The organism is Streptomyces sp. CA-251387, from assembly GCF_050936625.1.
Taxonomy (GTDB): Bacteria; Actinomycetota; Actinomycetes; order Streptomycetales; family Streptomycetaceae; genus Streptomyces.
In genome coordinates this window covers 7,417,914-7,439,820 of sequence record NZ_JBNJMJ010000001.1, presented here as the reverse complement: position 1 = coordinate 7,439,820, position 21,907 = coordinate 7,417,914, and the positions used below count along the sequence as shown (strand labels likewise).

General features: G+C 71.3%; 20 protein-coding genes. 8 read left to right on the top strand and 12 right to left on the bottom strand.

Annotation, left to right across the window (positions count from 1 at the left end):
- Positions 1 to 10 precede the first annotated feature (10 nt).
- Complete coding sequence (locus tag ACQEV2_RS33150) at positions 11 to 592, bottom strand: PDZ domain-containing protein (protein WP_433049812.1); 582 nt, start codon at positions 590 to 592, stop codon at positions 11 to 13.
- A gap of 150 nt (positions 593 to 742) precedes the next feature.
- Positions 743 to 1,612, bottom strand: coding sequence for a LysR family transcriptional regulator (locus ACQEV2_RS33145; RefSeq protein WP_433054957.1), 870 nt, complete (start codon positions 1,610 to 1,612; stop codon positions 743 to 745).
- A gap of 110 nt (positions 1,613 to 1,722) precedes the next feature.
- Between ACQEV2_RS33145 and ACQEV2_RS33140 the strand changes: the two genes are divergently transcribed.
- Together ACQEV2_RS33140 and ACQEV2_RS33135 are read left to right on the top strand one after the other, a co-directional pair.
- Positions 1,723 to 2,442 (top strand): CTP synthase C-terminal region-related (seleno)protein, encoded by a 720-nt coding sequence (locus ACQEV2_RS33140; protein ID WP_433054954.1) that lies wholly within the window; start codon positions 1,723 to 1,725, stop codon positions 2,440 to 2,442.
- Positions 2,443 to 2,546: 104 nt separating this feature from the next.
- A complete protein-coding gene (locus ACQEV2_RS33135; RefSeq protein WP_433049809.1) occupies positions 2,547 to 4,031 on the top strand; it encodes a hypothetical protein in 1,485 nt (494 codons plus the stop codon).
- Here the strand turns inward: ACQEV2_RS33135 and cyc2 are convergent.
- Entirely contained in the window at positions 4,024 to 6,183 is a 2,160-nt protein-coding gene (gene cyc2 / locus ACQEV2_RS33130) for a germacradienol/geosmin synthase Cyc2 (protein WP_433049806.1), read from the bottom strand. The two genes, ACQEV2_RS33135 and cyc2, sit on opposite strands and share 8 nt — an antisense overlap.
- 187 nt (positions 6,184 to 6,370) lie before the next feature.
- Between cyc2 and ACQEV2_RS33125 the strand changes: the two genes are divergently transcribed.
- Positions 6,371 to 7,612: an endonuclease/exonuclease/phosphatase family protein gene (locus ACQEV2_RS33125; protein WP_433049803.1), complete on the top strand. Its 1,242-nt coding sequence runs from the start codon at positions 6,371 to 6,373 to the stop codon at positions 7,610 to 7,612.
- A 209-nt stretch (positions 7,613 to 7,821) separates the two neighbouring features.
- Here ACQEV2_RS33125 and ACQEV2_RS33120 read toward each other — a convergent pair whose 3' ends face one another.
- The 4 genes from ACQEV2_RS33120 to ACQEV2_RS33105 all read right to left on the bottom strand — a co-directional run bounded on the left by ACQEV2_RS33120 (position 7,822) and on the right by ACQEV2_RS33105 (position 11,482).
- Positions 7,822 to 8,571: an ABC transporter ATP-binding protein gene (locus tag ACQEV2_RS33120; protein WP_433049800.1), complete on the bottom strand. Its 750-nt coding sequence runs from the start codon at positions 8,569 to 8,571 to the stop codon at positions 7,822 to 7,824.
- 35 nt (positions 8,572 to 8,606) lie between these two features.
- Positions 8,607 to 9,503 carry an ABC transporter permease gene (locus tag ACQEV2_RS33115; protein ID WP_433049798.1) on the bottom strand — a complete coding sequence of 299 codons (897 nt, stop codon included), beginning with the start codon at positions 9,501 to 9,503 and terminating at the stop codon, positions 8,607 to 8,609.
- A 287-nt stretch (positions 9,504 to 9,790) separates the two neighbouring features.
- The gene (locus tag ACQEV2_RS33110; protein ID WP_433049795.1) at positions 9,791 to 10,567 is read right to left on the bottom strand and encodes an ABC transporter permease; all 777 of its coding nucleotides are present in this window, start codon (positions 10,565 to 10,567) and stop codon (positions 9,791 to 9,793) included.
- Between the two features lie 6 nt (positions 10,568 to 10,573).
- Positions 10,574 to 11,482, bottom strand: coding sequence for an ABC transporter substrate-binding protein (locus ACQEV2_RS33105; protein ID WP_433049792.1), 909 nt, complete (start codon positions 11,480 to 11,482; stop codon positions 10,574 to 10,576).
- A gap of 168 nt (positions 11,483 to 11,650) precedes the next feature.
- Here ACQEV2_RS33105 and ACQEV2_RS33100 point away from each other — a divergent pair, with 168 nt between their 5' ends.
- The 3 genes from ACQEV2_RS33100 to ACQEV2_RS33090 are packed head-to-tail and all read left to right on the top strand — an operon-like array spanning position 11,651 to position 13,763.
- Positions 11,651 to 12,172 (top strand): alpha/beta fold hydrolase, encoded by a 522-nt coding sequence (locus tag ACQEV2_RS33100; RefSeq protein ID WP_433049789.1) that lies wholly within the window; start codon positions 11,651 to 11,653, stop codon positions 12,170 to 12,172.
- Positions 12,166 to 12,504, top strand: coding sequence for an alpha/beta fold hydrolase (locus ACQEV2_RS33095; RefSeq protein ID WP_433049786.1), 339 nt, complete (start codon positions 12,166 to 12,168; stop codon positions 12,502 to 12,504). The genes ACQEV2_RS33100 and ACQEV2_RS33095 overlap by 7 nt, the downstream gene beginning before the upstream one ends.
- Positions 12,501 to 13,763, top strand: coding sequence for a cytochrome P450 (locus ACQEV2_RS33090; protein WP_433049783.1), 1,263 nt, complete (start codon positions 12,501 to 12,503; stop codon positions 13,761 to 13,763). Before ACQEV2_RS33095 ends, ACQEV2_RS33090 begins: the two co-directional genes overlap by 4 nt.
- A 36-nt stretch (positions 13,764 to 13,799) precedes the next feature.
- Here ACQEV2_RS33090 and ACQEV2_RS33085 read toward each other — a convergent pair whose 3' ends face one another.
- The 3 genes from ACQEV2_RS33085 to ACQEV2_RS33075 all read right to left on the bottom strand — a co-directional run bounded on the left by ACQEV2_RS33085 (position 13,800) and on the right by ACQEV2_RS33075 (position 16,662).
- Positions 13,800 to 14,987: a damage-control phosphatase ARMT1 family protein gene (locus ACQEV2_RS33085; protein WP_433049780.1), complete on the bottom strand. Its 1,188-nt coding sequence runs from the start codon at positions 14,985 to 14,987 to the stop codon at positions 13,800 to 13,802.
- A gap of 22 nt (positions 14,988 to 15,009) precedes the next feature.
- Positions 15,010 to 15,657, bottom strand: coding sequence for a ScbR family autoregulator-binding transcription factor (locus tag ACQEV2_RS33080; protein ID WP_433049777.1), 648 nt, complete (start codon positions 15,655 to 15,657; stop codon positions 15,010 to 15,012).
- 69 nt (positions 15,658 to 15,726) lie between these two features.
- Complete coding sequence (locus ACQEV2_RS33075) at positions 15,727 to 16,662, bottom strand: ScbA/BarX family gamma-butyrolactone biosynthesis protein (RefSeq protein WP_433049774.1); 936 nt, start codon at positions 16,660 to 16,662, stop codon at positions 15,727 to 15,729.
- 254 nt (positions 16,663 to 16,916) lie between these two features.
- Here ACQEV2_RS33075 and ACQEV2_RS33070 point away from each other — a divergent pair, with 254 nt between their 5' ends.
- Positions 16,917 to 17,594, top strand: coding sequence for a ScbR family autoregulator-binding transcription factor (locus ACQEV2_RS33070; protein WP_433049771.1), 678 nt, complete (start codon positions 16,917 to 16,919; stop codon positions 17,592 to 17,594).
- 207 nt (positions 17,595 to 17,801) lie between these two features.
- Here the strand turns inward: ACQEV2_RS33070 and ACQEV2_RS33065 are convergent, their stop codons facing one another.
- Complete coding sequence (locus tag ACQEV2_RS33065; protein ID WP_433049768.1) at positions 17,802 to 19,604, bottom strand: S8 family peptidase; 1,803 nt, start codon at positions 19,602 to 19,604, stop codon at positions 17,802 to 17,804.
- A gap of 535 nt (positions 19,605 to 20,139) precedes the next feature.
- On the opposite strand from ACQEV2_RS33065, the gene ACQEV2_RS33060 reads away from it, so the two are divergent.
- A complete protein-coding gene (locus ACQEV2_RS33060) occupies positions 20,140 to 21,117 on the top strand; it encodes a lytic polysaccharide monooxygenase auxiliary activity family 9 protein (protein ID WP_433054951.1) in 978 nt (325 codons plus the stop codon).
- A gap of 6 nt (positions 21,118 to 21,123) precedes the next feature.
- On the opposite strand, the gene ACQEV2_RS33055 is transcribed toward ACQEV2_RS33060, so the two are convergent.
- A complete protein-coding gene (locus ACQEV2_RS33055) occupies positions 21,124 to 21,777 on the bottom strand; it encodes a Tat pathway signal sequence domain protein (RefSeq protein WP_433049765.1) in 654 nt (217 codons plus the stop codon).
- Between the last annotated feature and the right edge of the window lie 130 nt (positions 21,778 to 21,907).

The following is a 21,907-nucleotide window of genomic DNA, read 5'->3' as shown; positions in this document are numbered from 1 at the left end:
AGGCGGGCCGTCAGGTGACGACGCCCGGGACGACCGTGAGCTGCTGGAAGCCGCCGCTGCGGTGGCGCACCGTCAGGACGGCCTCGCTGCCCGGGCGGGACGCGGCGACGGCCCGCGCCAGGTCCGCGGCCGATTCGACGCGGGTCTTGTCGAACGCGAGGATCACATCGCCCCGGATCAGGCCGGCCGCGTATCCCGGGCCGGGCACGTGAACGCCGACGACCAGGGCGCCCGGCTTCCCGGCGTCCACGGCTTCCACACCGAGGGTGGCGACGGCGGGAGCCGGAGAGGGGCTCGGCATCGGGGAGCGGGGGTGTGCGGAGGGGGCCGGGGTTGCGGAGGCGCCCTGTCCCGCGCGGCGTTGCAGTTCGGCGAGCTTGCCCATGCCGATCATCGTGGCTCCCATCGCGCCGAGTCCGACCCCGGACAGGACCAGGACCATCCCGACGAGCAGGGCGACCAGGAGGGTTGTGAGCCGTCGGCCTCGTCGGCGGGGCGCGGCGTGCGGGCGCCGTGTGTCGGGGCCTGGCTCGGGGCCGTCGCCGGGCCCCTGACCTGGCATGGGCTTGGGTCGCAACGCAGTCTGTTCCATCGGATCGCCTCCGCCTGGTGACTACCCTGCGCACCGGCGCACAACGAGCCACGATCGAGTGAGACTGACCGGTGGTCAGGAACGGGAAGCCATAGGCGTCACGGCGAAAACGGGACGTCGGAGGAGGTGGCGGAGGGGCGGGCCACTGCCTCACCACGCCCGTTCGGCCAACGCCTCCGCGACCGCCGCCGCGGCTCCCCCGAGCGCTCCCGAGTGCACCAGTTCCGTCCGGTGCACGACTCGCGGTTCGGTGACCGGTACGGCGACCGTGCCGGGTACATCGGTGGCGGCCGGGCGTGGCAGCAGGGTCAGGCCGTGCCCCGCCGCGGCCAGGGCGGTGAGGGTGCGGACGTCGGTGCCCTCGTAGCGCAGGGCGCAGCGGAAGCCGTGGCCGCCGTTCGCGGCGCGGAGGTGGGCGAGCGGCAGCCCGGCGTCAGGGGCGTCCAGCCAGCGGGCGTCGGCCAGGTCGCCGAGGCGCAGCCCCGCGCGCCGGGCGAGCGGGTGGGTGTCGGGCAGGAGGACACAGACCGGCTCCTCCCCCACGCCGTACGTGGTCAGCGGTGCCACGTCGGGCAGTCGCAACGGGTCGCTGGGGGCGGCCAGGCCGTCCACGAGGCCGAGATCCGCCGTACCCGTGGCGACGGCCGCGGGGACCTCGTCGCGCGGCAGCACGCGCAGGGTCACTCCGGAGGCCGGCAGCGCGGCGAGGACGCGCGGCCCGAGCGCGGTCGGCGCGGTTGCGAGCGTCAGCCCGTGGTCGGGCGCGGCCACCATGCGAACGACGTCCGCGCGGGCCGCCTCCAGCCGCAGCAGCAGCGGCCCCGTGTGTTCCAGGAGCCGCTCGCCGGCCGCGGTGGGCGCGACGGGGCGGCGGGTGAGCAGCGGGGCGCCGAGGTCCTGTTCGAGCGCGGCGATGTGCTGGGACACCGCCGACTGGGTGTAGCCCAGTTCGCGGGCGGCCTCGGAGAACGAGGCGAGGCGGGCGACGGTGACGTAGGTGCGCAGCAGGTGCGGGTCCATGCCGGACAGCATCCCCCATGCCATCAGTTCTGCTTATCGGAGGTGTAGTAATCATCGTTGGACGTGAACCACGCCGCGCGCCCAGGATGAGGGCCATGACCGACACCACGATGCCCGTTGCGAAGGTCGCCCTCGTCGGCGACCGGTCCCCCAACGTCGTCTCGCACACCCGCATCCCCCAGCTGCTCGACGCGCTCGCCGCACACGACCGGCTTGTCCTGGACGCCTACTGGATCCCGTCCGAGGACGCCGAGGCCGAGGGCGCGGTGCGCGGCTTCGACGCCGTGTGGGTGGTACCGGGCAGCCCGTACCGCAGTGAGGCGGGTGTCCTCGCCGCGATCCGCACCGCGCGCACGGAGGGCATACCGTTCCTCGGCACCTGCGCCGGCTTCCAGCACGCGTTGCTGGAGTTCGCCCGGAGCGCCTGTGGGCTGCCGAAGGTGGCGCACGCGGAGAACGACCCCGATGCCGAGGACTTTCTCATCGAACCGCTGGCCTGCTCGCTGGCCGACCACGAGGACACCGTCGTGCTGGAAGCGGGGTCGCTCGCCCAGTCGGTGATCGGTGCCGAGCGGACCGTGGAGCGCTACTCCTGCCACTACGGCCCCTCCCGCCACCTCGACACGCTGCGGGAACACGGGCTGCGCTTCAGCGGGCAGGACACCCAGGGGCAGGTCAGGATGGCAGAACTGCCGGGCCACCCCTTCTTCCTCGCATCCCTGTTCCAGCCGGAGCTGTCCGGCGAGGGCTCGCGCCCGCACCCGATGGTCCGGGCGCTGGCGCGAGCCGCGGTGGAGCACGCGGCGCGGAAGGTCCCCACGCACGCGTGACGCGCCGCGCGTGCCCGACGCGGCACGCGCGCGTGGGTCAGCCCGTGTGTCCTCCCTCGGCGGTCAGAAGTCCGTTGTCAGTGGCGGCTGTTACGTTCTGTGACATGACCGATCGCGCGCTGCCGCTGCTCCGAGAGAACCCCCGACTGGCCGGACTGGCGGCCTTCCCCTTCGGCTTCGACATCCACCGTGCGGCCCATGGTCACGTCGAGGAGGTCCGCCTCGCCTCGGGCGGGCCGCTCGACATAGTCGCGGGGGACGACACCGGCGGTACGTACTTCGTGTGCGCGGACGGCTCGGTGCTGTACGCCGACTCGGAGGGCTCGGCCGGGATCATCGGCTCCAGCGTCGACGAGGCGCTCGAGATCATGATCGGTCTGGCGGAAGCCGAAGAGGAGGACGGGGACGAGGAGGACGAGGCCCAGCAGGGCCATGGCCTCGAAGAGGCGCGGGCCGAACTGCGCGCCGCCTTGGGCTTTCCGGAGCGCTCCCCCACGGAGCTGGAAGCCATGCTGCGGGCCGCGCTCCTGCGCACCGAGCCCGACTTCGTGCTGCTGAACGCGACCGAGCACAACGCCTATCAGCTGCTCGACTCGTATCCGCGCCCGCCCCTGTGGGAGCCGGTGCTCGCGAGCGGTCGTGCCGATCTGGCGCTGCTGCGGGCAGGCGATCGCGCGGTGTGGGACGCCGTGGCCGGCGATCCCGTACGGCGCCGACTCGCCCTGCGGGCCGCGCAGTTCGACCGAGCGGACGGCGACATCGAGGTGCTGCGCCATCTGCTGCGGCACGAGGCGCACTCCTCGATGACGGACGAACTGCGGCTCGCCGCCGTGCTGGTGGGGCTGCACGGCGACATCGCGGACCTGCCGCTGCTGCACGAGGTGCGTGAGACGACGTACGACACCTGGTGCGGGCTCGGCGGCATGCCGGAACCCGGGGCGAGCGCTCAGGAGTTGCGGGCGTGGGCGCAGGAACTGGACGAGTCGCTGTTCGGTGCGGATCCCGCGGACGAGCCGGTGGGCACATGGACCGACCTGGCCCGCGACCAGGGCATGACCGAGCTCGCCCGGATCGCGCTGATCCGCCGTCTCGACGAGATCGTCATGGATCACAGCAGACTCCGTCGGCCCGACGCGCCACGGGAGTTGACCACGACCCCGCTGCGGACGCTGGCGCACGACTTCGAGGAACTCGGCGACCGCCTCCAGGCACTGCGCGCCCAGCGCTTGCTCGCCGCGTTGCGGGAGAAGGCGTGGGACCGGGTGCTGGCCCGCCTCGACCAGGCCCGCCTGGAGCGTGCCGTCGGTCAACTGTCACAGTCGGTAAGGACCTTGGCGTACCTGCGCGAAACCCTCGCTGCCCCCGAGGACGACTCCCTGCGTCACTGGCGATGCGCGAGCCTCGGCCGCTTCATGGCCAAAGAGCACTACAGGCTGACCCGCTCCCTGGCCGAAGCGGGCCGACCGGACGAGGCCCGCGCGCTCCTCACGGCCGCCGACGCGATACTCGGCGAGCTGCCGGAGAACGCCGCGAAGGGCGTACGAGAACTCGCCGAGGAGGCCACTGCGCGCGTGCGCGAGGTCAGCTGAGGACGGGTACGGCCGGCGGGCGGTCGGGCAGGAAGCCGTGGGCGCGGCGGGCCAGGAAGTCGGGCTTGTAACGGGCGACCGCACGGTGCCAGTTCAGAATGGCCGCCATGTAGTTCTGCAGGTCGGCCACGTAGCCCCGCATGGCCTCGCGAGCCTCCTCCGAGAGGCCGAAGTCCTCGTACACGACCGGCAGTTCGTGGGCGGCCACGTGCTCGAACTGGCGCATCCGCTGGGTCATCAGGTCGTGGACGACTCCGAGGGCGGTCGGGTAGTCGATCCCGAAGAAGTTCTGCACGACGAGGATCGCGTTGTGGATCTCGCCCTCGTACTCGATCTCCTTCTGGTAGGAGAACACGTCGTTGATGAGCATGCTGTAGTCGACGGCGGCGTTCTCCAGGGAGCGCACGGGCCCGCTGCGGTAGACCTCCTGCGGGACGGCGGGACCGCAGCCGGTGCGGCACAGGTTGAGCGTGAGGTCGGCGCCGAAGGTGGCGCGCCGCATCTCCAGGTAGTCGACCGGGTCGGGGATGCGGTTCTGGAGCTGGTTGGCCAGCTCCCACACCCAGCTCTCGGTCATCGTGTTGATCGCGTCCTTCAGGGAGCGCCGCTGGGCCCGAGTCATCCCGGCCGTCGTGCGCGTCCAGAGGTCGACGAGGCCGCACTCCATGCCGCCCAGCGGGGTGACGGCCGCCTCGCCGTCGAGGGGCATGCAGTCCGACAGGCGCCGGGTGGTCAGGCGCGCGGCGGCCAGGTCGCGGCGGTGGCCGAAGACCAGCGGGTAGTAGTCGTCGCCGTACGTCCCCCAGGCGAGCCACTGCGCGCTGAGGTCGAGGGCTTCGGGTGTGGCGTCCGGGTCGAGGCCGGCGGAGCACAGGGCGAGGTCGTAGGCGGCGAGCTTGTCCTCGTCCCAGACACCCTCCCGGAGCATGCCCATGCGGTGCATCCACTCGGTGAGGCGGGTTCGGGCGCCGGGCAGGTGCGGGCTGAGCTCCACCGCGAACGGCATGTGGAAGTCGGGCAGCCGGGACGGGCCGACCTTCTGGAAGGGGACGTGGGTGTACACGCGCAGGCGTTCGGCGCCGGCCGCCGCGAGCAGGGCGCCGACGTCGGCCGCGGAGGTGCCGGGCCCGGTGAGCGTCTGCCACGGCGCGGAGGACCGTGCGCGGTCGTTCATGTAGCGGCTGGAGCGCATGTGCCATTCGTGGCCGCCCGACTGCCAGTCCTGCAGGCCCTTGGTGTACGCGGCGACCGCGGCGGTCTCCTGCGGCGTGAGCCCCTTCTCCAGCGCCACGGCGGGGACTTCGGTGAGGGCGGTGTGCTCGAACTGGTGGAGCCGGGAGGTGAGGACGTCGTTGACGGTGTCGGCGGCCTCCTGGGTGGTGCAGCCGAAGAAGGTCTCCAGCACCAGGACACCGTTGCTGAGTTCGCCCTCGTCCTCGACCTCGCGCTGGTAGGAGAACAGGTCGTTGCGCAGGTGTACGGCGTCCGAGAACGTCTCCATCAGGACCCTCAGCGGCCTCGACTCCGCAACGGACGCGGGCACTTCGGCCGTCGCGTACTCCACGAGGCCCGACGACCAGGGGGCACCGCCCACTTTGCGGCGCATCTCGATGTACTCGACCGGGTTGGCGATGCGCCCCTCATTGATGTTGGACAGCTCCCACAAGGACTCGTTGAGAAGGTGCTCGGTGGCGACGGCGAACCGGCGGCGCCAGTCGACCGACATCGAGGGCACCGTGCGGGTCCACAGGTCGGCGAGCCCGGCCTCGACGGGGTTCTGCGGCTCGGGCATCGGGGTCGACAGGTCCATCGGCATGAACAGCGGCAGCCGGTCCAGATATGCCTTCCCGCCGGCGCGGTCCTGGGTGCGCTTGAAGGTCTCCAGGAAGTGGTCGTCGAAGAAGAAGACCCACACGTACCAGTCCGTGATGAGGGAGAGGGCCGGGCCGTCGCAGTCGGGGTGGGTGTAGGCGCAGAGCAGGCCGTAGTCGTGCGCGTCCAGGTCGGCCTGCTCCCAGATCCCGGACCCCTCCAGCATGCCCATCTCGCGCGCCCACCGGGTCGAATGGGCGCGAGCCTCGTCGACGTGCGGGTTCAGCCGCGCGGGATACGGCATGTAGAAGTGCGGGAGTTCGAAGGGCTGCTGCGTCATGGCCCGGCCCTACCCTCGGGGCCCAACAGGCATCCGCGGCGCGGGACATGATCACACCATCGCGTGAATCACGGATGAATCCGGGAGTTCTCGCCGGGCCTTGTGGCGTTCATCTCTACGCGCGCAGACTTTTCGCGCTTCATGTGTCCCCTCTGCCCTCCTCCCCTCCTCCCCCACCGGAGTCGCAATGAACAACACCGGATCTCTCTCACGCCGCACCGCACTCGCCTCCCTCGCCGGGGCGGCGCTGGCCACGACCGCGGCGCTCCCGGCCTCGGCGGCCGAGCGGCACGGCCGCCGGTCGGTACGGTTCGCCACCTTCAACGCCTCCCTGAACCGCTCGACCCAGGGCGCGCTGATCAGCGACCTGTCCACGCCGGACAATGCCCAGGCGCGCAACGCCGCGGAGACCATCCAGCGGGTCGACCCGGATGTCCTGCTGATCAACGAGTTCGACTACGACGAGCAGGGCACGGCGGTCCGGCTGTTCCTGCGCAACTACCTGTCGGTCGGCCAGAGCGGGGCGAAGCCGATCCGCTTCCCGTATCGCTTCACCGGCCCGGTGAACACGGGCGTCGCCACCGGCGTGGACCTCGACGGGAAGAACGGCGCGGTCACGACACCCGGTTCGGACGCGTACGGGCAGGACGCGTACGGCTACGGCTGGTTCCCGGGGCAGTACGGCATGGTCGTGCTGTCGAAGTACCCGATCGACACGCGCGCGGTGCGGACCTTCCAGCACTTCCTGTGGAAGGACATGCCCGGTCACCTCATGCCCCCGGGCTACTACAGCGACGAGGCCCGCGCGATCCTCCGGCTGTCGTCGAAGAGCCACTGGGACGTGCCGGTGTGCGTCGGGCACTCCACCGTGCACTTCCTGGTCTCGCACCCGACGCCGCCCACTTTCGACGGCACCGAGGACCGCAACGGCCGGCGCAACCACGACGAGATCCGCCTGTGGGCGGACTACATCGGCGGGCGCGGGCGCAGCTCCTATCTCTACGACGACAAGGGCGTACGCGGCGGGCTGCGGCCCGGGGCGCGGTTCGTGATCGCCGGCGACAACAACGCCGATCCGTACGACGGTGACAGCTACGACCACGCGATACGGCAGCTGCTGGACCACCCAGCGGTGAATCTCCCGGCCACCCCGCCGGCCAGCGCGGGCGGCGTGGAGGCCGCGAAGCTCCAGGGCGGCGCCAACGCCTCGCACACCGGCGACCCGGCGTACGACACCGCCGACTTCGGCGACACCGCTCCCGGGAACCTGCGCGTCGACTACGTCCTGCCGTCCAAGGGCCTGATACCTGGCGCGAACGGGGTGTTCTGGCCGACGGCCGACGACCCGCTGTACCGGCTGGTGGGCGACGGGAAGACGGTGCCGACCTCTGATCACCGGTTGGTGTGGCAGGACGTGCGGCTCGGCTGAGGGGCGGGGCCGGCAGGGGAGTTCCTCGCCCCCGCCGCCCCTACCCGTCCCAACCTGAAGGGGCTCCGCCCCTTCCACCCCGCCAAGGGGCTGCCGTCCCCTGAACCCCCGCTTCGGCCCCTAAAGGGCCTCGTCCTCAACGCCGGACGGGCGGGATGGCGCCGACCGGCGCCAAAGGGGCTCCCAGGTTCCCTCCGCTCTCCCTTCCGCTATCTCTTCCTCACCGCCCGTCCCACCTCCGACCTCAGTGCGACGAACTCCGCGAGGCCCCGGGTCGTGATCTGGTCCCGGGCGCCGGGGAGTTCGACCGGCAGGTCCAGGACGACCTTGGCGCCGGGTCCCGGGGAGAGGACGACGACACGGTCGCCCAGGTACACGCTCTCGTCGATGTCGTGGGTGACGAAGACGATCGTCGCGCCGTCCGTGCGGTGGACATCCAGAAGGAGGTCCTCCAGGTCCTCGCGGGTCTGGGCGTCCAGGGAGCCGAAGGGTTCGTCCATGAGGAGCAGGGAGGGTCGGCAGACCAGGGCGCGGGCGATCGCCACGCGTTGCTGCATGCCGCCCGAGAGCTGCCAGGGGTGGCGCCGGGCCGTGTCGGTGAGGCCGACCCGGGCCAGGATGCGGTCTGCCTCGGCCCGGCGTTCCGCTCTCGGCAGACCCCTGCGGCGCAGCGGGAGCGCCACGTTCTCGCGGACCGTGAGCCAGGGGTAGAGGGAGCGTGCATAGTCCTGGAAGACCACGGCCAGGTTGTCGGGGACGCCCCGCACGGGTGTGCCGTCGAGCGTGATCGTGCCGTCGTACACCGGCAGCAGGCCCGCGACGGTGCGCAGAAGGGTGGACTTGCCACAGCCGGACTGGCCCACGACGCACAGGAGTTGGCCGTCGGGCACGGTGAGGGTGATGTCGTGCAGGACCTGGTGGTCGCCGTAGCGCTGGCCGACCGCGTCCAATCGGAGCATGGCTGTCCCTGCGCAGAGGTTGAGGGGCGTAAGGGTCATCCGGTCGTCGTCCTCCCTTTCCCGACGATCCGCTTCTCGACCGCCAGCAGGCCGGTGTTGAGGAGGTAGCCGAGGGCGCCGAGAAGGACCAGCGCCGCCCAGACGGTGAGCAGGTCGGAGCGGGACTGGGCGTCGGTGAGCGTGAAGCCGATGCCGTTGGCGGTGCCCGGGAGCAGTTCCGAGAACACCATGAGGATGAGGGAGAGCGAAAGGCTCAGGCGCAGGCCGGCGAAGATGCGGGGCAGGGCGGAGGGCAGGATCAGAAAGCGGAGCCGTTCGGCGGGAGTCAGCCGCAGCACGGCGGCGACCTCGAGGCGCAGTGGGTCGGTGTTGCGGGCGCCTTCCGCCGTGTTGATCAGCACCGGCCAGACGGCGCTGAAGACGATCGACGCGATCTGCATCGGCGTACCGAAGTCGAAGATCACGACGAAGACGGGGACCAGGGCGGGCGGCGGCACGGCGCGGGCGAACTGCAGGACGGGGTTGCAGAGGGCGTAGGCGCGTCGTGAGCGGCCGACCGCGACGCCGAGTGCGATCCCGGCGACGGCGGCGAGTGCGAACCCGGCGGCCATCCGGCCGAGGCTGGGCAGGATGTCGGCGACGGCGTCCTCGGTGAGGAAGACGTGCCGGGCGGGCCCCGAGAACCACAGGTCGCGGGCGTGCCGCGCGATCTCGGCGGGCGGCGGGAAGTAGACACTGCCGTGCGCTCGGGCGACCACCTGCCAGACGGCCACGGCGACCGCGAGGACGAGCCAGCGGAGGAGGGCGTGGCGTACGGCGGCGGAGGCGGGCGCGTGTCGTACGGGCGCAGAGCGCAGGGCGCGAAGTACCGCGGCCGACGGCCGGCCACGAGCCCCGGCGGGCTCCGATGCGGTGGTACGGGGGCGGTCCATCAGCGCTCACCGCGGCGCGATCGGGCCGGCGGTTTCGGTGGGATGGGTGCCGCGTGGGGTGGGGCGTATGACGTGGAACCGCGTACCCGGGACGGAAGCCCCGCCCCCGCGAGTACTCCCCGCGCCCACGCACCACCCCTCCGCAACACCCCGACTTGCCCCCACCGACCCGCTCAGAGCCACACTCCACCGCCTCACCAGCCCCTCACCACGCCCCTTCACCTACCGCCCCTCACCACTCCGCTTCACGTACGCGCCTTCACCCACCCGGCTACACCCACCGCGCTTCACCCACCCCGCCACCCCGGCGTCCAAGGGAACAACCGCCGTTCCCCCCACACCAGCACCCCATTGATGACCAGCCCCAGAACCCCCGCCCACACGACCCCCGCCAGCACATCTCGCGTCCCGTCCGTCGCGAGCCCCGCCTGGGCGATGAAGATGCCGAGGCCTTCGCCGAACCCGGAGAGGATCTCCGTGGCGACGGCCAGGATGAGGGCGACCGCGGCCGAGATGCGGATGCCGGCGGCGATGAAGGGGGCCGTGCCCGGTAGTTCGACGCGGAGGAGGACGGCGAGGCGGCCGAAGCCGAAGGCGCGGAGGGTGTCCTTGGCCAGGGGGTCGGTCTCGCCGAGGCCGTAGACGGTGTTGAAGAGGATCGGCCAGACCGAGGCGTACGTCACCAGCACGACCTTGGTCTCGGTGCCCGAGCCGAGGAGGAGGGAGACCAGCGGGATCAGCGCGACGGACGGCAGCGGCCGCAGGAACTCGATGATCGCGCGTACGGCGGCGTCGACGACCGGCACACTGCCCAGCACCAGACCGACCGGCACCGCGATGGCACAGGCGAGACCGAGCCCGAGCGCCCACGCCCGCAAGGTGGCCCCGATGCCGTCCAGGAAGGCCGCGTCGCCCGCCAACTCGACGGCACGGGCCAGGACTTCGGAGGCGGGCGGCAGATAGCTGCGCCGCACGAGGCCGGCACGGGAGACGGCCTCGCAGGCACCGAAGGCCAGCACCACGCCCAAAGCACCCAGCAGCAGCTGCTCCCGACGGCCCTTCACGTCACGTCACTTGACCATCAGCGTCGCCGGGTCGATCGGCTTCTTCAGCATCCCCTGCTTCTCCATCAGACCGGTGAGCCGGCTGAGCTGCGCGGCGTCCATCGCGGGCGGAAAGACCGGCAGATCGATCGACTCGGCCTGTTTCTCGGTGACCTTGGTGTACGTCGGCAGGGTGTCGCGTACGACGGACGGGTCCTTCTCGGCGATCCGCACGGCCGCCTTGATGGCCCGCTGGAAGGCGGCCAGCGTCTTGGCGTTCCCGTCGGCGTAGTCGCTCGTGCTGATGTATCCGCTGAGCGGTAGTGCCTCCACGGGCGCGGACGAGCCGTCGACGAGGACCCTGGCCTTCAACTCGTCCTGAATGGAAGTGTCGTAGGGCTCGACCGCGTGCACGGCGTCGATCTGCCCCTTGTCCAGAGCCGCACCCATCTGCGGGAAGGGTATCGCCCGGTAGACGGGGCGCCCGACGCCCTGCTTCTCCAGGATCTCGTTGAAGGTGAGCGACTGGACGTTGTTCAGGGTGTTGACCGCGAGCTTCTTGCCCTCGAGGTCGGCGACGGTCTTGATGTCCGAGTCCTCGGGCACCAGGACCTCCATCATGCGCGGCGCGGCCCTGATCGCCTCGGCGACGATCCGGATGTCGAGCGTGCCCTGCTCATGGGCCTGCAGATAGGTGACGTAGTTCGCGCTCGCGACCATGTCGATCTGCCCCTTGGCCAGGGCCGGCAGCGCCTGGAGGCTCTGCTGGACCTGCTGGACGCGGACGTCGAGACCCTCCTTCTCGAACAGGCCGCGGTCCCGCGCGATATAGAGGGCGGCGCAGTCGATCAAGGGCAGGGCCGCCACCGTGACGGTCTCGTTCCCGTCGGCTTCGGGCGAGGAGTCCCCGTCGTCGCCGCAGGCCGTGAGTGCCACCAGCAGGAAGGTGACCGTAACGGCCGCCGCTGTCCTCGTTCCCGAGCGCAATTGACGTAACGGCATGTCGACATGACTACCAAGAATTTGTCATGATCACCACATCGAGCAGATGAACACCGCCGTGGCAATCTGTCGGCCTTCACCGATATGCGCCACCTTGGTCACATGACCTCCTACACGCTCCCGCACGAGCTGCACGGCGACGGCCCTCACAAGGTGTTCGCCGTGCACGGCTGGTTCACCGATCGGTCCGCCTACGCGGGCGTCCTCCCCGACCTCGACCGCACGGAGTTCACCTACGCCCTCGTCGATCTGCGCGGCTACGGCGGCGGGAAGCACGCAGTCGGCGCGGATACGACGGCCGAGGCGGCCCTCGACCTGGTGGAACTGGCCGACCAGCTCGGCTGGGAGCGGTTCTCGGTGGTCGGGCACTCGATGGGCGGCGCGGTCGGCCAGCGTCTCCTCGCCGTGGCCCCGCACCGGCTGCGCAGGCTGGTCGGGGTCTCACCGGTGCCCGCGTCGGCGCTGGCGTTGCCGCCGGAGATGGGGGTCCCCCGCTCGAGCGAAGTCGAGAGTGGGGGAGGGAGCTGTTCGCGGACGCGGCGCACAAGCCGGAGAACCGGCGCGCCATCATCGACACCACCACGGGTGGCCGCCGCCCGGCCGCCTGGCTCGACCATATGGTGACCCGTTCACTCGCGGTCAGCGACCAGAAAGCCTTCCGCGCGTGGCTGGACTCCTGGGCCGGGGAGGACTTCCACACCCGGGTCGAAGGATCCCCGGTGCCCGCGCTCGCGGTCACCGGCGCCCTCGACCCGGCCCTGTCCGCCGACCTGCTCCGCCGGACGTGGATGACCTGGCACCCCCGCGCCGAGCTGCAAGAACTCCCCGCCACCGGCCTCCCCCACTCTCGGCTTCGCTCGAGCGGGGGCACCCCCATCGCGATGGACGAGACACCGTTGGAGCTGATCAGAGCGGTGGAGGACTTCCTGCGCGCCGACGAGAGCGAGCAGGCGTGACGGTCCACCACGCTCCCCCCGTGCCCGACGTCTTCGACCCCCGGCAGTACGCCACCGGCGTCCCGTACAACGCCTATCGCATCCTGCGCGACCACCACCCCGTGGCCCGGCAGGAGGAGCCGGAAGTGCTGGGCTGGCCGGCCGGGCCCGGGTTCTGGGCGGTGACCCGGCATGCGGACGTGGTGCGCGTGCTCAAGGACTCGGCGACGTACTCCTCGTACATCGGTGCGACCCAGATCCGCGACCCGGACCCGGCCGACCTGCCGTTCATCCGGCGCATGATGCTCAATCAGGACCCGCCGGGGCACGGACGCCTGAGACGGCTGGTCAGCCGCGCCTTCACCCCCGGACGCATCGACCGCTTCACCAAGGTCGCACAGGACCGGGCCCGCGCGCTCCTCACGCGCGCCCTGGAGGAGGCCCGCGCCGCGGACGGCACCGTCGACTTGGTCACCACGGTCACCGACGAGTACGCCCTGCTCAACCTCGCCGACCTGCTGGGCGTGCCGGACGCCGACCGCAGGCTGCTGCTGCACTGGACGCAGCGGGTGATCGGGTACCAGGACCCCGACGAGTCCGGGCCGCCGGTGCGGGACGCGGCGGGCAGGCCCGTCAATCCTCGCTCACCCGCGATGCTGCGGGACATGTTCGGGTACGCCCAGCAACTGGCCGCGCACAAACGGCGGTTCCCCGACGACGACGTCATGACCACCCTCGCCCACGACGCCGAACTCGCCGGCCCGGAGCTGGAGATGTTCTTCTTCCTGCTCACGGTCGCGGGCAACGACACCGTCCGCAGCGCGGCACCCGGCGGGCTGCTCGACCTCGCCGAGCACCCGGAGGCGTATGAGCATCTCCTCGACGGACGCGCCGAACTCCCGCCCGCCGTCGACGAGTTGCTCCGCTGGCACCCGCCCGTCCTCACCTTCCGCCGCACCGCCACCGAGGACACCGAACTGGCCGGCCGTCGCATCCGCGCGGGCGACAAGGTGGTCGTCTTCCACGCCTCCGCCAACCGCGACGAACGGGTCTTCACCGACCCGGACCGGCTGGATCTGTCCCGCACCCCGAACCCGCACGTCTCCTTCGGCGACGGCCCGCACGTCTGCCTGGGCGCGCACTTCGCGCGGCTGCAGCTGCGCGTGCTCTACCGGGAGGCCCTGCGCCTGCTGCCGGTCCTGCGGACGGCGGGGCCACCGAGGCGGCTGGTGTCGAACTTCATCAACGGTCTCAAATCGCTGCCCGTACAGATCACATGAACCGTCACGGTCGACCGCTGTGGTCGGCCGTCGCCGTCACGTCCGCACCTGGATCAGCGCATGCGTCCCGCCGGTCCGCCACTTCTGCCCCTCCGCCTCGTCCAGCGCCGCCTCCGTGCGGGCGTCCAGGCCGGTGATCACGTCGGACTTCAGGGTGCGCAGGGCGGCGACCGGACCGGGGAAATGGGCGGTGACGTCGGTGAACGGCGTGGTCGGCGGCCAGAGCCGGTCGCCGACGAGGCGCCGGTAGTTGAGGTCGCCCTTGACGACGGTGAGGGTGGCCGCGGACAGCTCCTCGCGGAGATCGCCGGGCAGCGCCGCGAAGGGAAGGGGGGCGCTGGAGAAGGGGTGGGCGCGTACGGTGAGGCGGCCGTCCCTCATCGCCGACCAGAGTGTGTGTCCGTACGTCGCGGCCGCGCCCGGTGCCGCCGTCAGCCGGCGCAGGGCGTCGAGTACGTCGGCGTGCGTGGCGTCGGAGACGTAGTAGGGGTACGGCTTGACGTGGAGGACGGCCCGCCGGACGCGCCCCTGGGTGAGGAGGTGGGCGATGAGGAGCAGGTCGGGGACGAGTTCGCGGCCCGCGTTGTCGGCGATCAGGACCAGGGTGGCGGAGCCGGTGGGCGGGAGCAGGGACCAGAGGGCCGCGCTGTCGTCGGCCACCAGAGGCGGGGTGTCCGAGGAGGTCTCGTCGTTCCCGGCCGACAACCGGAAGCCGAGGTCCGCGCGGTTGCCCCACAGGGAGCCGTGCAGCAGCGCCCGGTCCTGCTCGTCGGCGGGCCGGTCCGTGAGGCTGTCGAGGGCGGCCAGTTCCTCGTCCGTCTCCGGGGCGTCGAGTTCGGCCAGCTTGGAGGGGCGGAACGGGTCGATGCCCTGCCAGGGGCCGGGGGCGAAGTAGCCGACGGCTTCGAGGAGTTGGCGGTAGAAGTAGCTCTCCGACCACAGCCACGGTAGGTCGAACCAGGACCGGCCGGTGTACGTGTCGGCGCCCCAGGCCGTCCAGCGGTCGCGGTCGTGCGCGTCGGCGGGGAGCGGTTCGATCACGCCCTTGGTGCAGTTCGCGTGGAGCGCGTCGAGCGCGCGGTGCTGCTCGGGGCCGTACGGGAAGGAATCCCGCACCTGCTCGATGATCGCGGGATGCCGTTCGGCGAGCACGCTGTGCGGGAACGAGCCGGGTTCGTCGCCGAGGAGCACCGGCGCGAGCGGGGTGTCGGACCTGTCGGGCATGCGCCTCACCGTATCGCGGGCGTCACACGGCTCTGATCTCCCGCTCCAGCTGTGTCGCGAGCGCGAGGTAGGGGGCCCGGCGGGGTACGGGGACCAGGCCCCGGACCAGGAGGCGCCACATCTCGGCCACTCTGCGGGGCTGGCGTGCGACGGGTTCGAGGGAGCGGCCGACGACTCGGGTGCCGACGAAGAAGCAGACCAGGGAGTGGGCCGCGGTCTCGACGTCGACGTCCGGGTGGATGTCGGACTCCTTGGCGGCACCGTGGAGTTTGCGGGTGGCGATGTCCAGCAGTTCGGTGAAGGGATGCCGCAGCGGCGGCCGTATCACCACTCCCCCGGTGGCCAGGCGCAGGCCGGCCCGGGGTATCGGGCCCTCGACGCTGAGTCGTGTGATGCCGAACGTCGTGCGCATCAGGGCCTCCAGCGAGGAGTGGCCCCGGGCGTCCATCTCGCACGCCACCTGACGGGAGGCCCTGGACTGGAGCTCCATGATGGCCTGGGCGAGATCCTCCTTCGCCGCGAAGTGGAAGTACAGGGCACCCTTGGTGACTTGGGCGTGTTCGACGATGTCGCTGAGGCTGGTCGACTCATAGCCGTGGCGGTCGAACAGCTCGGCGGCGGCTGTGAGGATCGTGGTGCGGGTCTGCTCGGCGCGTAACTGCCTCACCATCGACTGGATCCTCCTGGCCTGAAGAGAACGGGACATGCCGTTTGTTTCTTACTCGCTGTACAGGATAGCTCACTCCTCCGCGGTCCCGGCGGCGCATTCGAAGACCGTCGACTCCCCCTGCTGCCCCACGACATGGACGTCGGTGTCGTACGCCCCCTGCTTGTCGAACGCCTCTATCCAGGTGGGCCGGTCGAGTTCGGCGTACCGGTGGAAGACGGTGTGGAACGACACGGGTATGCGGCGGCCGTCGCGGGCCCGTACGGCCTGGCGGACGGCCTCCAGCAGCAGCATGCCGGGCACATGATCGAGTGGATGGTCGAAGAAAACAGCATGAGCGGTATCGACCCGCAACTGCCAGCGGTCGGGGTGGTCGGGCGGGGCGAGGACGACGTCCGCGGGCAGGGCGCGGCCCACGGCGGCGGGCGGCAGACCGGGCGGGACGGGCAGTGCGGACACGGTGGCCTCGGTACGGCCGCCGCGCAGCCTTCGGTAGACGGCCTCACTGGTCCAGGTGGCGGCTGTGTGCGCGGTCGCCACGCGTTCACCGCCGAGCCATAGGTCCGTGTCGAAGCGGATTCCGGCCGGGCGGCCGCCGCGGTGGTCGATGTCGGAGACGGCGATGCGCAGGGCGGGTTCGGCGGGTGCGGGACCGACGGCCAGATGCTCGGGGCGGGTGGTGATCCGCATTTCCTTGAGCACGAACTTGTGGCCGAGGGGGACTTCGTAGGCGGTGTGCGCTATGAGAGTGCCGGCCTGGCGGACGGTCTCCGCGACGAGCAGCGGCTCGTACATCCTTCGGTCCGGCGACACGTGTAACTGATGAGCGCGCGGCCATTGGGCGAAGACGGTGAACCGGTCGGTGTCGGTGCTGGTCCCCCCGGTGATCAGCGTTTCGGCCAACGAGGCACGGTGGACGAGCTGGCGGGGTACGGTGGCGGTCAGGCCTTCCGGCGCCGCCGAGATCTCGGCGAGCGGGTTCGTGGCGTGCTGCCGCGGATGAGGCATGTGCCCTCCTGTGGGTCCCCCCGTGTGTGCGTTGGCATACGGCGAGGTGCCCGTGCCGCGAGCGTTAGAGTACGAGGCGACCGGTTTGTTTTCAATGCGGCCTCGGGTCGCCCGGCCGTGCCCGAATCCGCTCCGGCGCACGCCCGGGCGCGCACGTCAACTCGGCGCAGCCACAAGGGTGCGCCGGTGTCGAGGGGCTCTCGGCACACGGCCTGGAGTGCCCCGGAGGCGACGGAATATACGGAGGGGCGGTTATGGCGAGGCAGGAGCGCGCCATCAGGACGCGGCGGGTGATCCTGGAGGCCGCGGGCGCGGTCTTCGACGAGCACGGGTACACCGCGACCACCATCTCGATGGTCCTGGAGCGGGCAGAGGTGACCAAGGGTGCCCTGTATTTCCACTTCCCCTCCAAGGAATCCCTCGCCCAGGCCGTGCTGGACGAGCAGTTGTCGCTCGGAGCGGTGCCGCCGCAGCCGTGCAAGCTGCAGGAACTGGTCGACACGGCCTTCGTGTTCGGGCAGCGGCTGCTCAGCAACTCCCTGCTCAAGGGCAGTGTGCGGCTGGCGGTGGACCAGAGCGCACCACCCGGCGTGGACCACTCCGGGCCGTTCCGGCAGTGGTCGGAGCATCTGGTGGTGGTGCTGGAACAGGCCCGCGACCAGGGCGAGTTGCTGCCCACCGTGCAGCCCGCGCAGACGGCGGAGCTGCTGGTCGGGGCGTTCGCCGGCATCCAGCTGATGTCCCGCGCGCTCACCGACCGGGCCGATCTGGCGGAGCGGATCTCGGTCCTGTGGGGGCACATCCTGCCGAGCATCGCCGTACCGGCTCTACTGACCGGCATCGACTGGGAACCCGACCGCGGAGCCCGTGTTCTGGCCGCCCTCGACGCGGCGGACGCCGACGAGGCCGCCATGGACTTGTCCGCACGCTGAGTGAACGACACCGACCGGAGTGACGGTTTCCGTTGCTCCGGTCGGTCGGTCGCGATGTACGACGGGCCGGCCGATGCCCCATCCGCATCGGCCGGCCCGCCCGCCTGTGATACGCGCCTGTCCGGCGCGCCTGTTCAGTTGTCGGCTTCAGTTGTCGGCTTCAGTTGTCGGCCGGGGCTCTCACCCGCGGCCGTCGTCCGCCTCCGCTCAGAAGGTCAGCTTCCAGCTGTTGAGCCTGCCCGTGTCCTGGGCCGCCACGTCCTGGACGCGCAGCTTCCAGGTGCCGTTGGCGACCTCGCTGGAGGCGTTCACGGTGTAGGTGGTGTTGACGTTGTCCGCGGAGTCCGAGGAGCTGGAGGACTTCAGGCGGTACGTCGAACCGTCCGGAGCGACCAGATCGATGACCAGGTCACCGCGGTAGGTGTGGGTGATGTCCACGCCGACCTGGAGGGCCGAGGGGGCGTTGCCGCTGCGGCCGCTGACGGTGATCGGGGACTCGATCGCGGAGCTGTTGTCCGGGATGGAGACCGCGGAGGTGCTGGTGAAGGTGGTGCCCCCCGTGGAGCCGCCGGAGCCGCTCACCGCCTGCACCGTCTTGGCCGCGTCCGCGAGGCCCGCACCGCAGCCGCCCGAGCAGGTGCCGGGAAGAGCGCGCGAGTTGGTCTTGATCGCGGACTCGATCTGGGCCGGGGTCAGCGCGGAGTTCGCCGACTTCATCAGCGCGGCGAGACCTGCGATGTGCGGGGCGGCCATGCTGGTGCCCTGGTAGTACTTGTACGTCTCGCTCGACGGGCCCTGGGTGCCGGTGTTCAGCGTGGACAGGATGCCGTTGGCCGTGGTGGTACGGGTCTCGCCGCCGGGGGCCGCGATGTCCACGGTCGAGCCGTAGTTGGAGTAGTAGGCCTTGGCACCGGAGCGGCCCAGCGCGGCCACCGAGATGACGTTGTTGCAGCTGGCCGGCGAGTAGTTGGCCGCGTTGTCGTTCTCGTTGCCCGCCGCGACGACCACCGTGGTGCCGCGGTTGACGGCCGCGTTGATGGCGCTCTGGGTGGCGGCCGTGCAGGCGCCGCCACCGCCCAGGCTCATGTTGATGACCTTGGCGACGTTGGCGTTGGCGGGTACGCCGGAGACGGTACCGCCGGACGCCCAGGTGATGGCGTCGATGATGTCGGAGTCGTAGCCGCCGCACTGGCCGAGGACGCGCAGCGGGGAGACCTTCGCGCCGTAGGCGATGCCCGCGACGCCCTTGCTGTTGTTGGTGACCGCGGCGATGGTGCCCGCGACGTGGGTGCCGTGCCAGGAGGAGGTGGTCGCCGTCCAGTCGCTGGCGCACTGGCCGTCGGTGGTCCAGTCGCCCGGGTCGGCCGGGTTGCTGTCACGGCCGTTGCCGTCGTTGGAGACCGCGGTGTCGCTGATGAAGTCGTAGCCCGCGACGATGTTGGCACCGAGGTCGGAGTGGGTGACGTAACCGGTGTCGATGACGGCGACGGTGACCCCGCTGCCGGTGGCGATGTCCCAGGCACCCGGCACGCGCATACCGGCGGTGGTCTCGAACAGGTCCCACTGCTTGCTGTACTCGGTGTCGTTGGGCGTGGCCGTCGGCTTGTTCAGCCGGTCCGGTACGACGTAGGCGACCTGCGGGTCGGCCTGGTACTCGGCGACGACGTCGGCGACGTCCGCCTTGGTGAGGTGCTCGCCCAGGTCGACGAGGGCGGCTCCGGAGCCGAGGCGACGCCGGAAGTCGAGGTCCTCGCCGGCCTCCTTGCCCTTGGCGGCTGCGTCGGCCTCGGCGGCCTTGTTCGACTTGGCCTCGGCGGCGCCGGACTTGTAGCCGACGATGAGGCGCTCGGCCGGGGTGCCGGGGGCGGCCTCCGTCTGCGCCGCCGGTGCGGCGGCTTCCTGGGGAGCGGGTTCCTGGGCCACGGCGACCGTGGTGGCGGCCGTGAACAGCGCGGCGGAGACCGCGGCGACGGATATCAGCTTCCGTCTGAGGGGTGCAGAGGTACGCAAGGGCTTGCCTTTCGTGGGGCCGGCCGTACTCCGGGCAGCGCGGAGCGGCGGTCGAATTCGCTTCGTCGTCGAAGCGGCGGGGGGTGCATCGAAAGTGCGTTGCGGGGGCGCGGCGGCCGGGCAGGGGGTGTCTGTCGGCTCACCGCGAGAGAAGGAGCGGCGTCCGGTGCGTGCGATCGCAAGGCGCCGGAGCGCCCTCGTGACGGAGCCACGTGGGCGTTTCGGCAACGCGGCGAGCGTGCGTGCCAGACGTCGCGACACCGCGGGGAGCCGGCAGACACCCGCTGAGGCGCGAGCTCGACCCGTTCGGGGTTACCTGTGGGTCAGCTGTGGTCGAACGATAGGCAAAGAGAAGGTCATCGGGATACAGGGGAAACCCTCGATCCGGCCGGAAACCCACCCTCTACGTCGGACAACTGACCGGCAATTGACGGATTTCTCCCGGCTCGTCGCGCAGTGAACGCGCCGGGCCGGTTTCCCGTACTGGACGAGGACCCTTCCCGCACCGGCCGAGGAGACGTTCCGGATGTCCCGGATGCCCTGGATGAGATCGCACCGCTCCGCCCTGGCGGCCGCCGCCGTCACGCCGTTGCTGCTCACGGTGTGGGCGGCGGGTCCCGCCCGTGCGCACGGTGCGCCGACCGATCCGGTCAGCCGGGTGTACGCCTGCTCCCCCGACGGCGGCACCGCGTCCCGGTCGGCGGCGTGCCGGGCGGCGGTCACCTCGAACGGCGTGCCCTTCACCGCCTGGGACAACCTGCGGATCGCGAACGTGAACGGCCGGGACCGCCAGGTCGTCCCCGACGGGCGGCTGTGCAGCGGCGGACTGCCCGCCTACCGGGGCCTCGATCTCGCCCGCGCCGACTGGCCGTCCACCCGGTTGACGCCGGGCGCCACCCTGACCATGCGGTACGTCTCGACGATCCCGCACACCGGCACCTTCCGGCTCTACCTCACCAAGCCCGGCTACGACCCGACGAAGCCGCTCACCTGGTCCGACCTGCCGGACAAGCCGTTCGCGGAAGTGACGGACCCGGCGCTGACGGACGGGGCGTACCGGATCAGGGCGACGCTGCCGTCCGACCGGTCCGGGCGGCATGTGCTGTACACGGTCTGGCAGAACAGCAGCACGCCGGACACGTACTACTCGTGCTCGGACGTGGTGTTCCCGGCGGACGGGAACGGGAGCGCCGAGGAGAGCGGTGGCGGGAGTGCGACTTCGGCCACCGCGGACGGGAAGCGCGGCAAGGGCCGTACGACCGTCAGCCCTTCGCCGACGAACGAGTCGCGCGCATCAGGGCCGCGTACGACCGCCTCGCCCACCGCCTCCTCCTCGTCGAGTGGCGTCACCACCCCGCGCGCCGGGGACGACAGCACGCCGGTGGCGTCCACCGGGGCCGCCGACGCGGGGCCCTCGACGCCACTGCTGGCGGGCGGCGCCGCCGCGGTGCTGGTGCTCACCGGGGGCGCCGCCCTCGCGCTGCGGTTGCGCCGGAGGCGATCTCCGGCGTAACGGGGGTCAGTTGACGTACACCGCCTCGCCGGCGCCGGTCACCGGGGAGTACTTGGCGGTGAAGTAGCCGTGGGCGAAGCAGAGGGACGAGCCGGAGACCTTGGTGAACTGCACGGCGGCGAAGTTGATGCTGTTGTCGGCGTTGCTCGCCGTGCCGGACAGGCTGGGGGCCTGGTAGACGCAGTTGATGCTGCCCAGCAGGGTCCGCAGCACGACCGTCGTCTGGATGGTGGAGCCCTCGGCCGGGGTGACGGTGACGGTGCCGTCGGAGGCCACGGCGGCGCTGTACGGCAGGTTGTTGACGGTGATGCTGGTGACGCCGAGCACGCCGACCACGTTGGTGGTGCAGCTCGCGGCGTCGAAGGTGTGCGCGGTGACCGACTCCGTCGCGGTCCCGGGGGCGCCGGGGTTGTCGGTCACGGTGGCCGTGAACTGCGACGACGTGCAGGAGATGCCGCTCGTACCGGTCGCGCTGGAGTAGAAGGTGGCGGCGGTGCCGCTCGCCAGCGGCGCGGTGAGGACCTCGCCGGCCGCGACCGCCGTACCGCCGACGGAGCCGGTGGTGAGGACGGTGCCGTCGGCCGCGGACGCGGGGGCGGCCATGGGGAGGGTGAGGGCGGCGACGGTGCCGGCGAGGGTGAGCAGGGTGCGTGCGCGCATGCGGGTGTACCTCGTCTTTCGTTGCGGGGGTGTGCCCTGACGGCCTGAGGCCCAGGGGGTTCGGGGAGTCGGTGGGGGGAGCGCGAGTTTCGGTGGGGGGTGCGCGAGTCGGTGTGTGCCGTTGCCGGTC

Excerpts from the sequence above, each read along its gene's own strand:
- ACQEV2_RS33070 (WP_433049771.1), top strand. The coding sequence starts at position 16,917 with ATGGCGAGGCAGGAGCGCGCCATCAGGACGCGGCGGGTGATCCTGGAG.
- ACQEV2_RS33140 (WP_433054954.1), top strand. The coding sequence starts at position 1,723 with ATGCCCGTTGCGAAGGTCGCCCTCGTCGGCGACCGGTCCCCCAACGTC.
- ACQEV2_RS33085 (WP_433049780.1), bottom strand. The coding sequence starts at position 14,987 with ATGCCCGACAGGTCCGACACCCCGCTCGCGCCGGTGCTCCTCGGCGAC.
- ACQEV2_RS33100 (WP_433049789.1), top strand. The coding sequence starts at position 11,651 with ATGACCTCCTACACGCTCCCGCACGAGCTGCACGGCGACGGCCCTCAC.
- ACQEV2_RS33060 (WP_433054951.1), top strand. The coding sequence starts at position 20,140 with ATGCCCTGGATGAGATCGCACCGCTCCGCCCTGGCGGCCGCCGCCGTC.
- ACQEV2_RS33145 (WP_433054957.1), bottom strand. The coding sequence starts at position 1,612 with ATGGACCCGCACCTGCTGCGCACCTACGTCACCGTCGCCCGCCTCGCC.
- cyc2 (WP_433049806.1), bottom strand. The coding sequence starts at position 6,183 with ATGACGCAGCAGCCCTTCGAACTCCCGCACTTCTACATGCCGTATCCC.
- ACQEV2_RS33125 (WP_433049803.1), top strand. The coding sequence starts at position 6,371 with ATGAACAACACCGGATCTCTCTCACGCCGCACCGCACTCGCCTCCCTC.
- ACQEV2_RS33120 (WP_433049800.1), bottom strand. The coding sequence starts at position 8,571 with ATGCTCCGATTGGACGCGGTCGGCCAGCGCTACGGCGACCACCAGGTC.
- ACQEV2_RS33055 (WP_433049765.1), bottom strand. The coding sequence starts at position 21,777 with ATGCGCGCACGCACCCTGCTCACCCTCGCCGGCACCGTCGCCGCCCTC.
- ACQEV2_RS33115 (WP_433049798.1), bottom strand. The coding sequence starts at position 9,503 with ATGGACCGCCCCCGTACCACCGCATCGGAGCCCGCCGGGGCTCGTGGC.
- ACQEV2_RS33095 (WP_433049786.1), top strand. The coding sequence starts at position 12,166 with ATGGTGACCCGTTCACTCGCGGTCAGCGACCAGAAAGCCTTCCGCGCG.
- ACQEV2_RS33150 (WP_433049812.1), bottom strand. The coding sequence starts at position 592 with ATGGAACAGACTGCGTTGCGACCCAAGCCCATGCCAGGTCAGGGGCCC.
- ACQEV2_RS33135 (WP_433049809.1), top strand. The coding sequence starts at position 2,547 with ATGACCGATCGCGCGCTGCCGCTGCTCCGAGAGAACCCCCGACTGGCC.
- ACQEV2_RS33080 (WP_433049777.1), bottom strand. The coding sequence starts at position 15,657 with ATGGTGAGGCAGTTACGCGCCGAGCAGACCCGCACCACGATCCTCACA.
- ACQEV2_RS33075 (WP_433049774.1), bottom strand. The coding sequence starts at position 16,662 with ATGCCTCATCCGCGGCAGCACGCCACGAACCCGCTCGCCGAGATCTCG.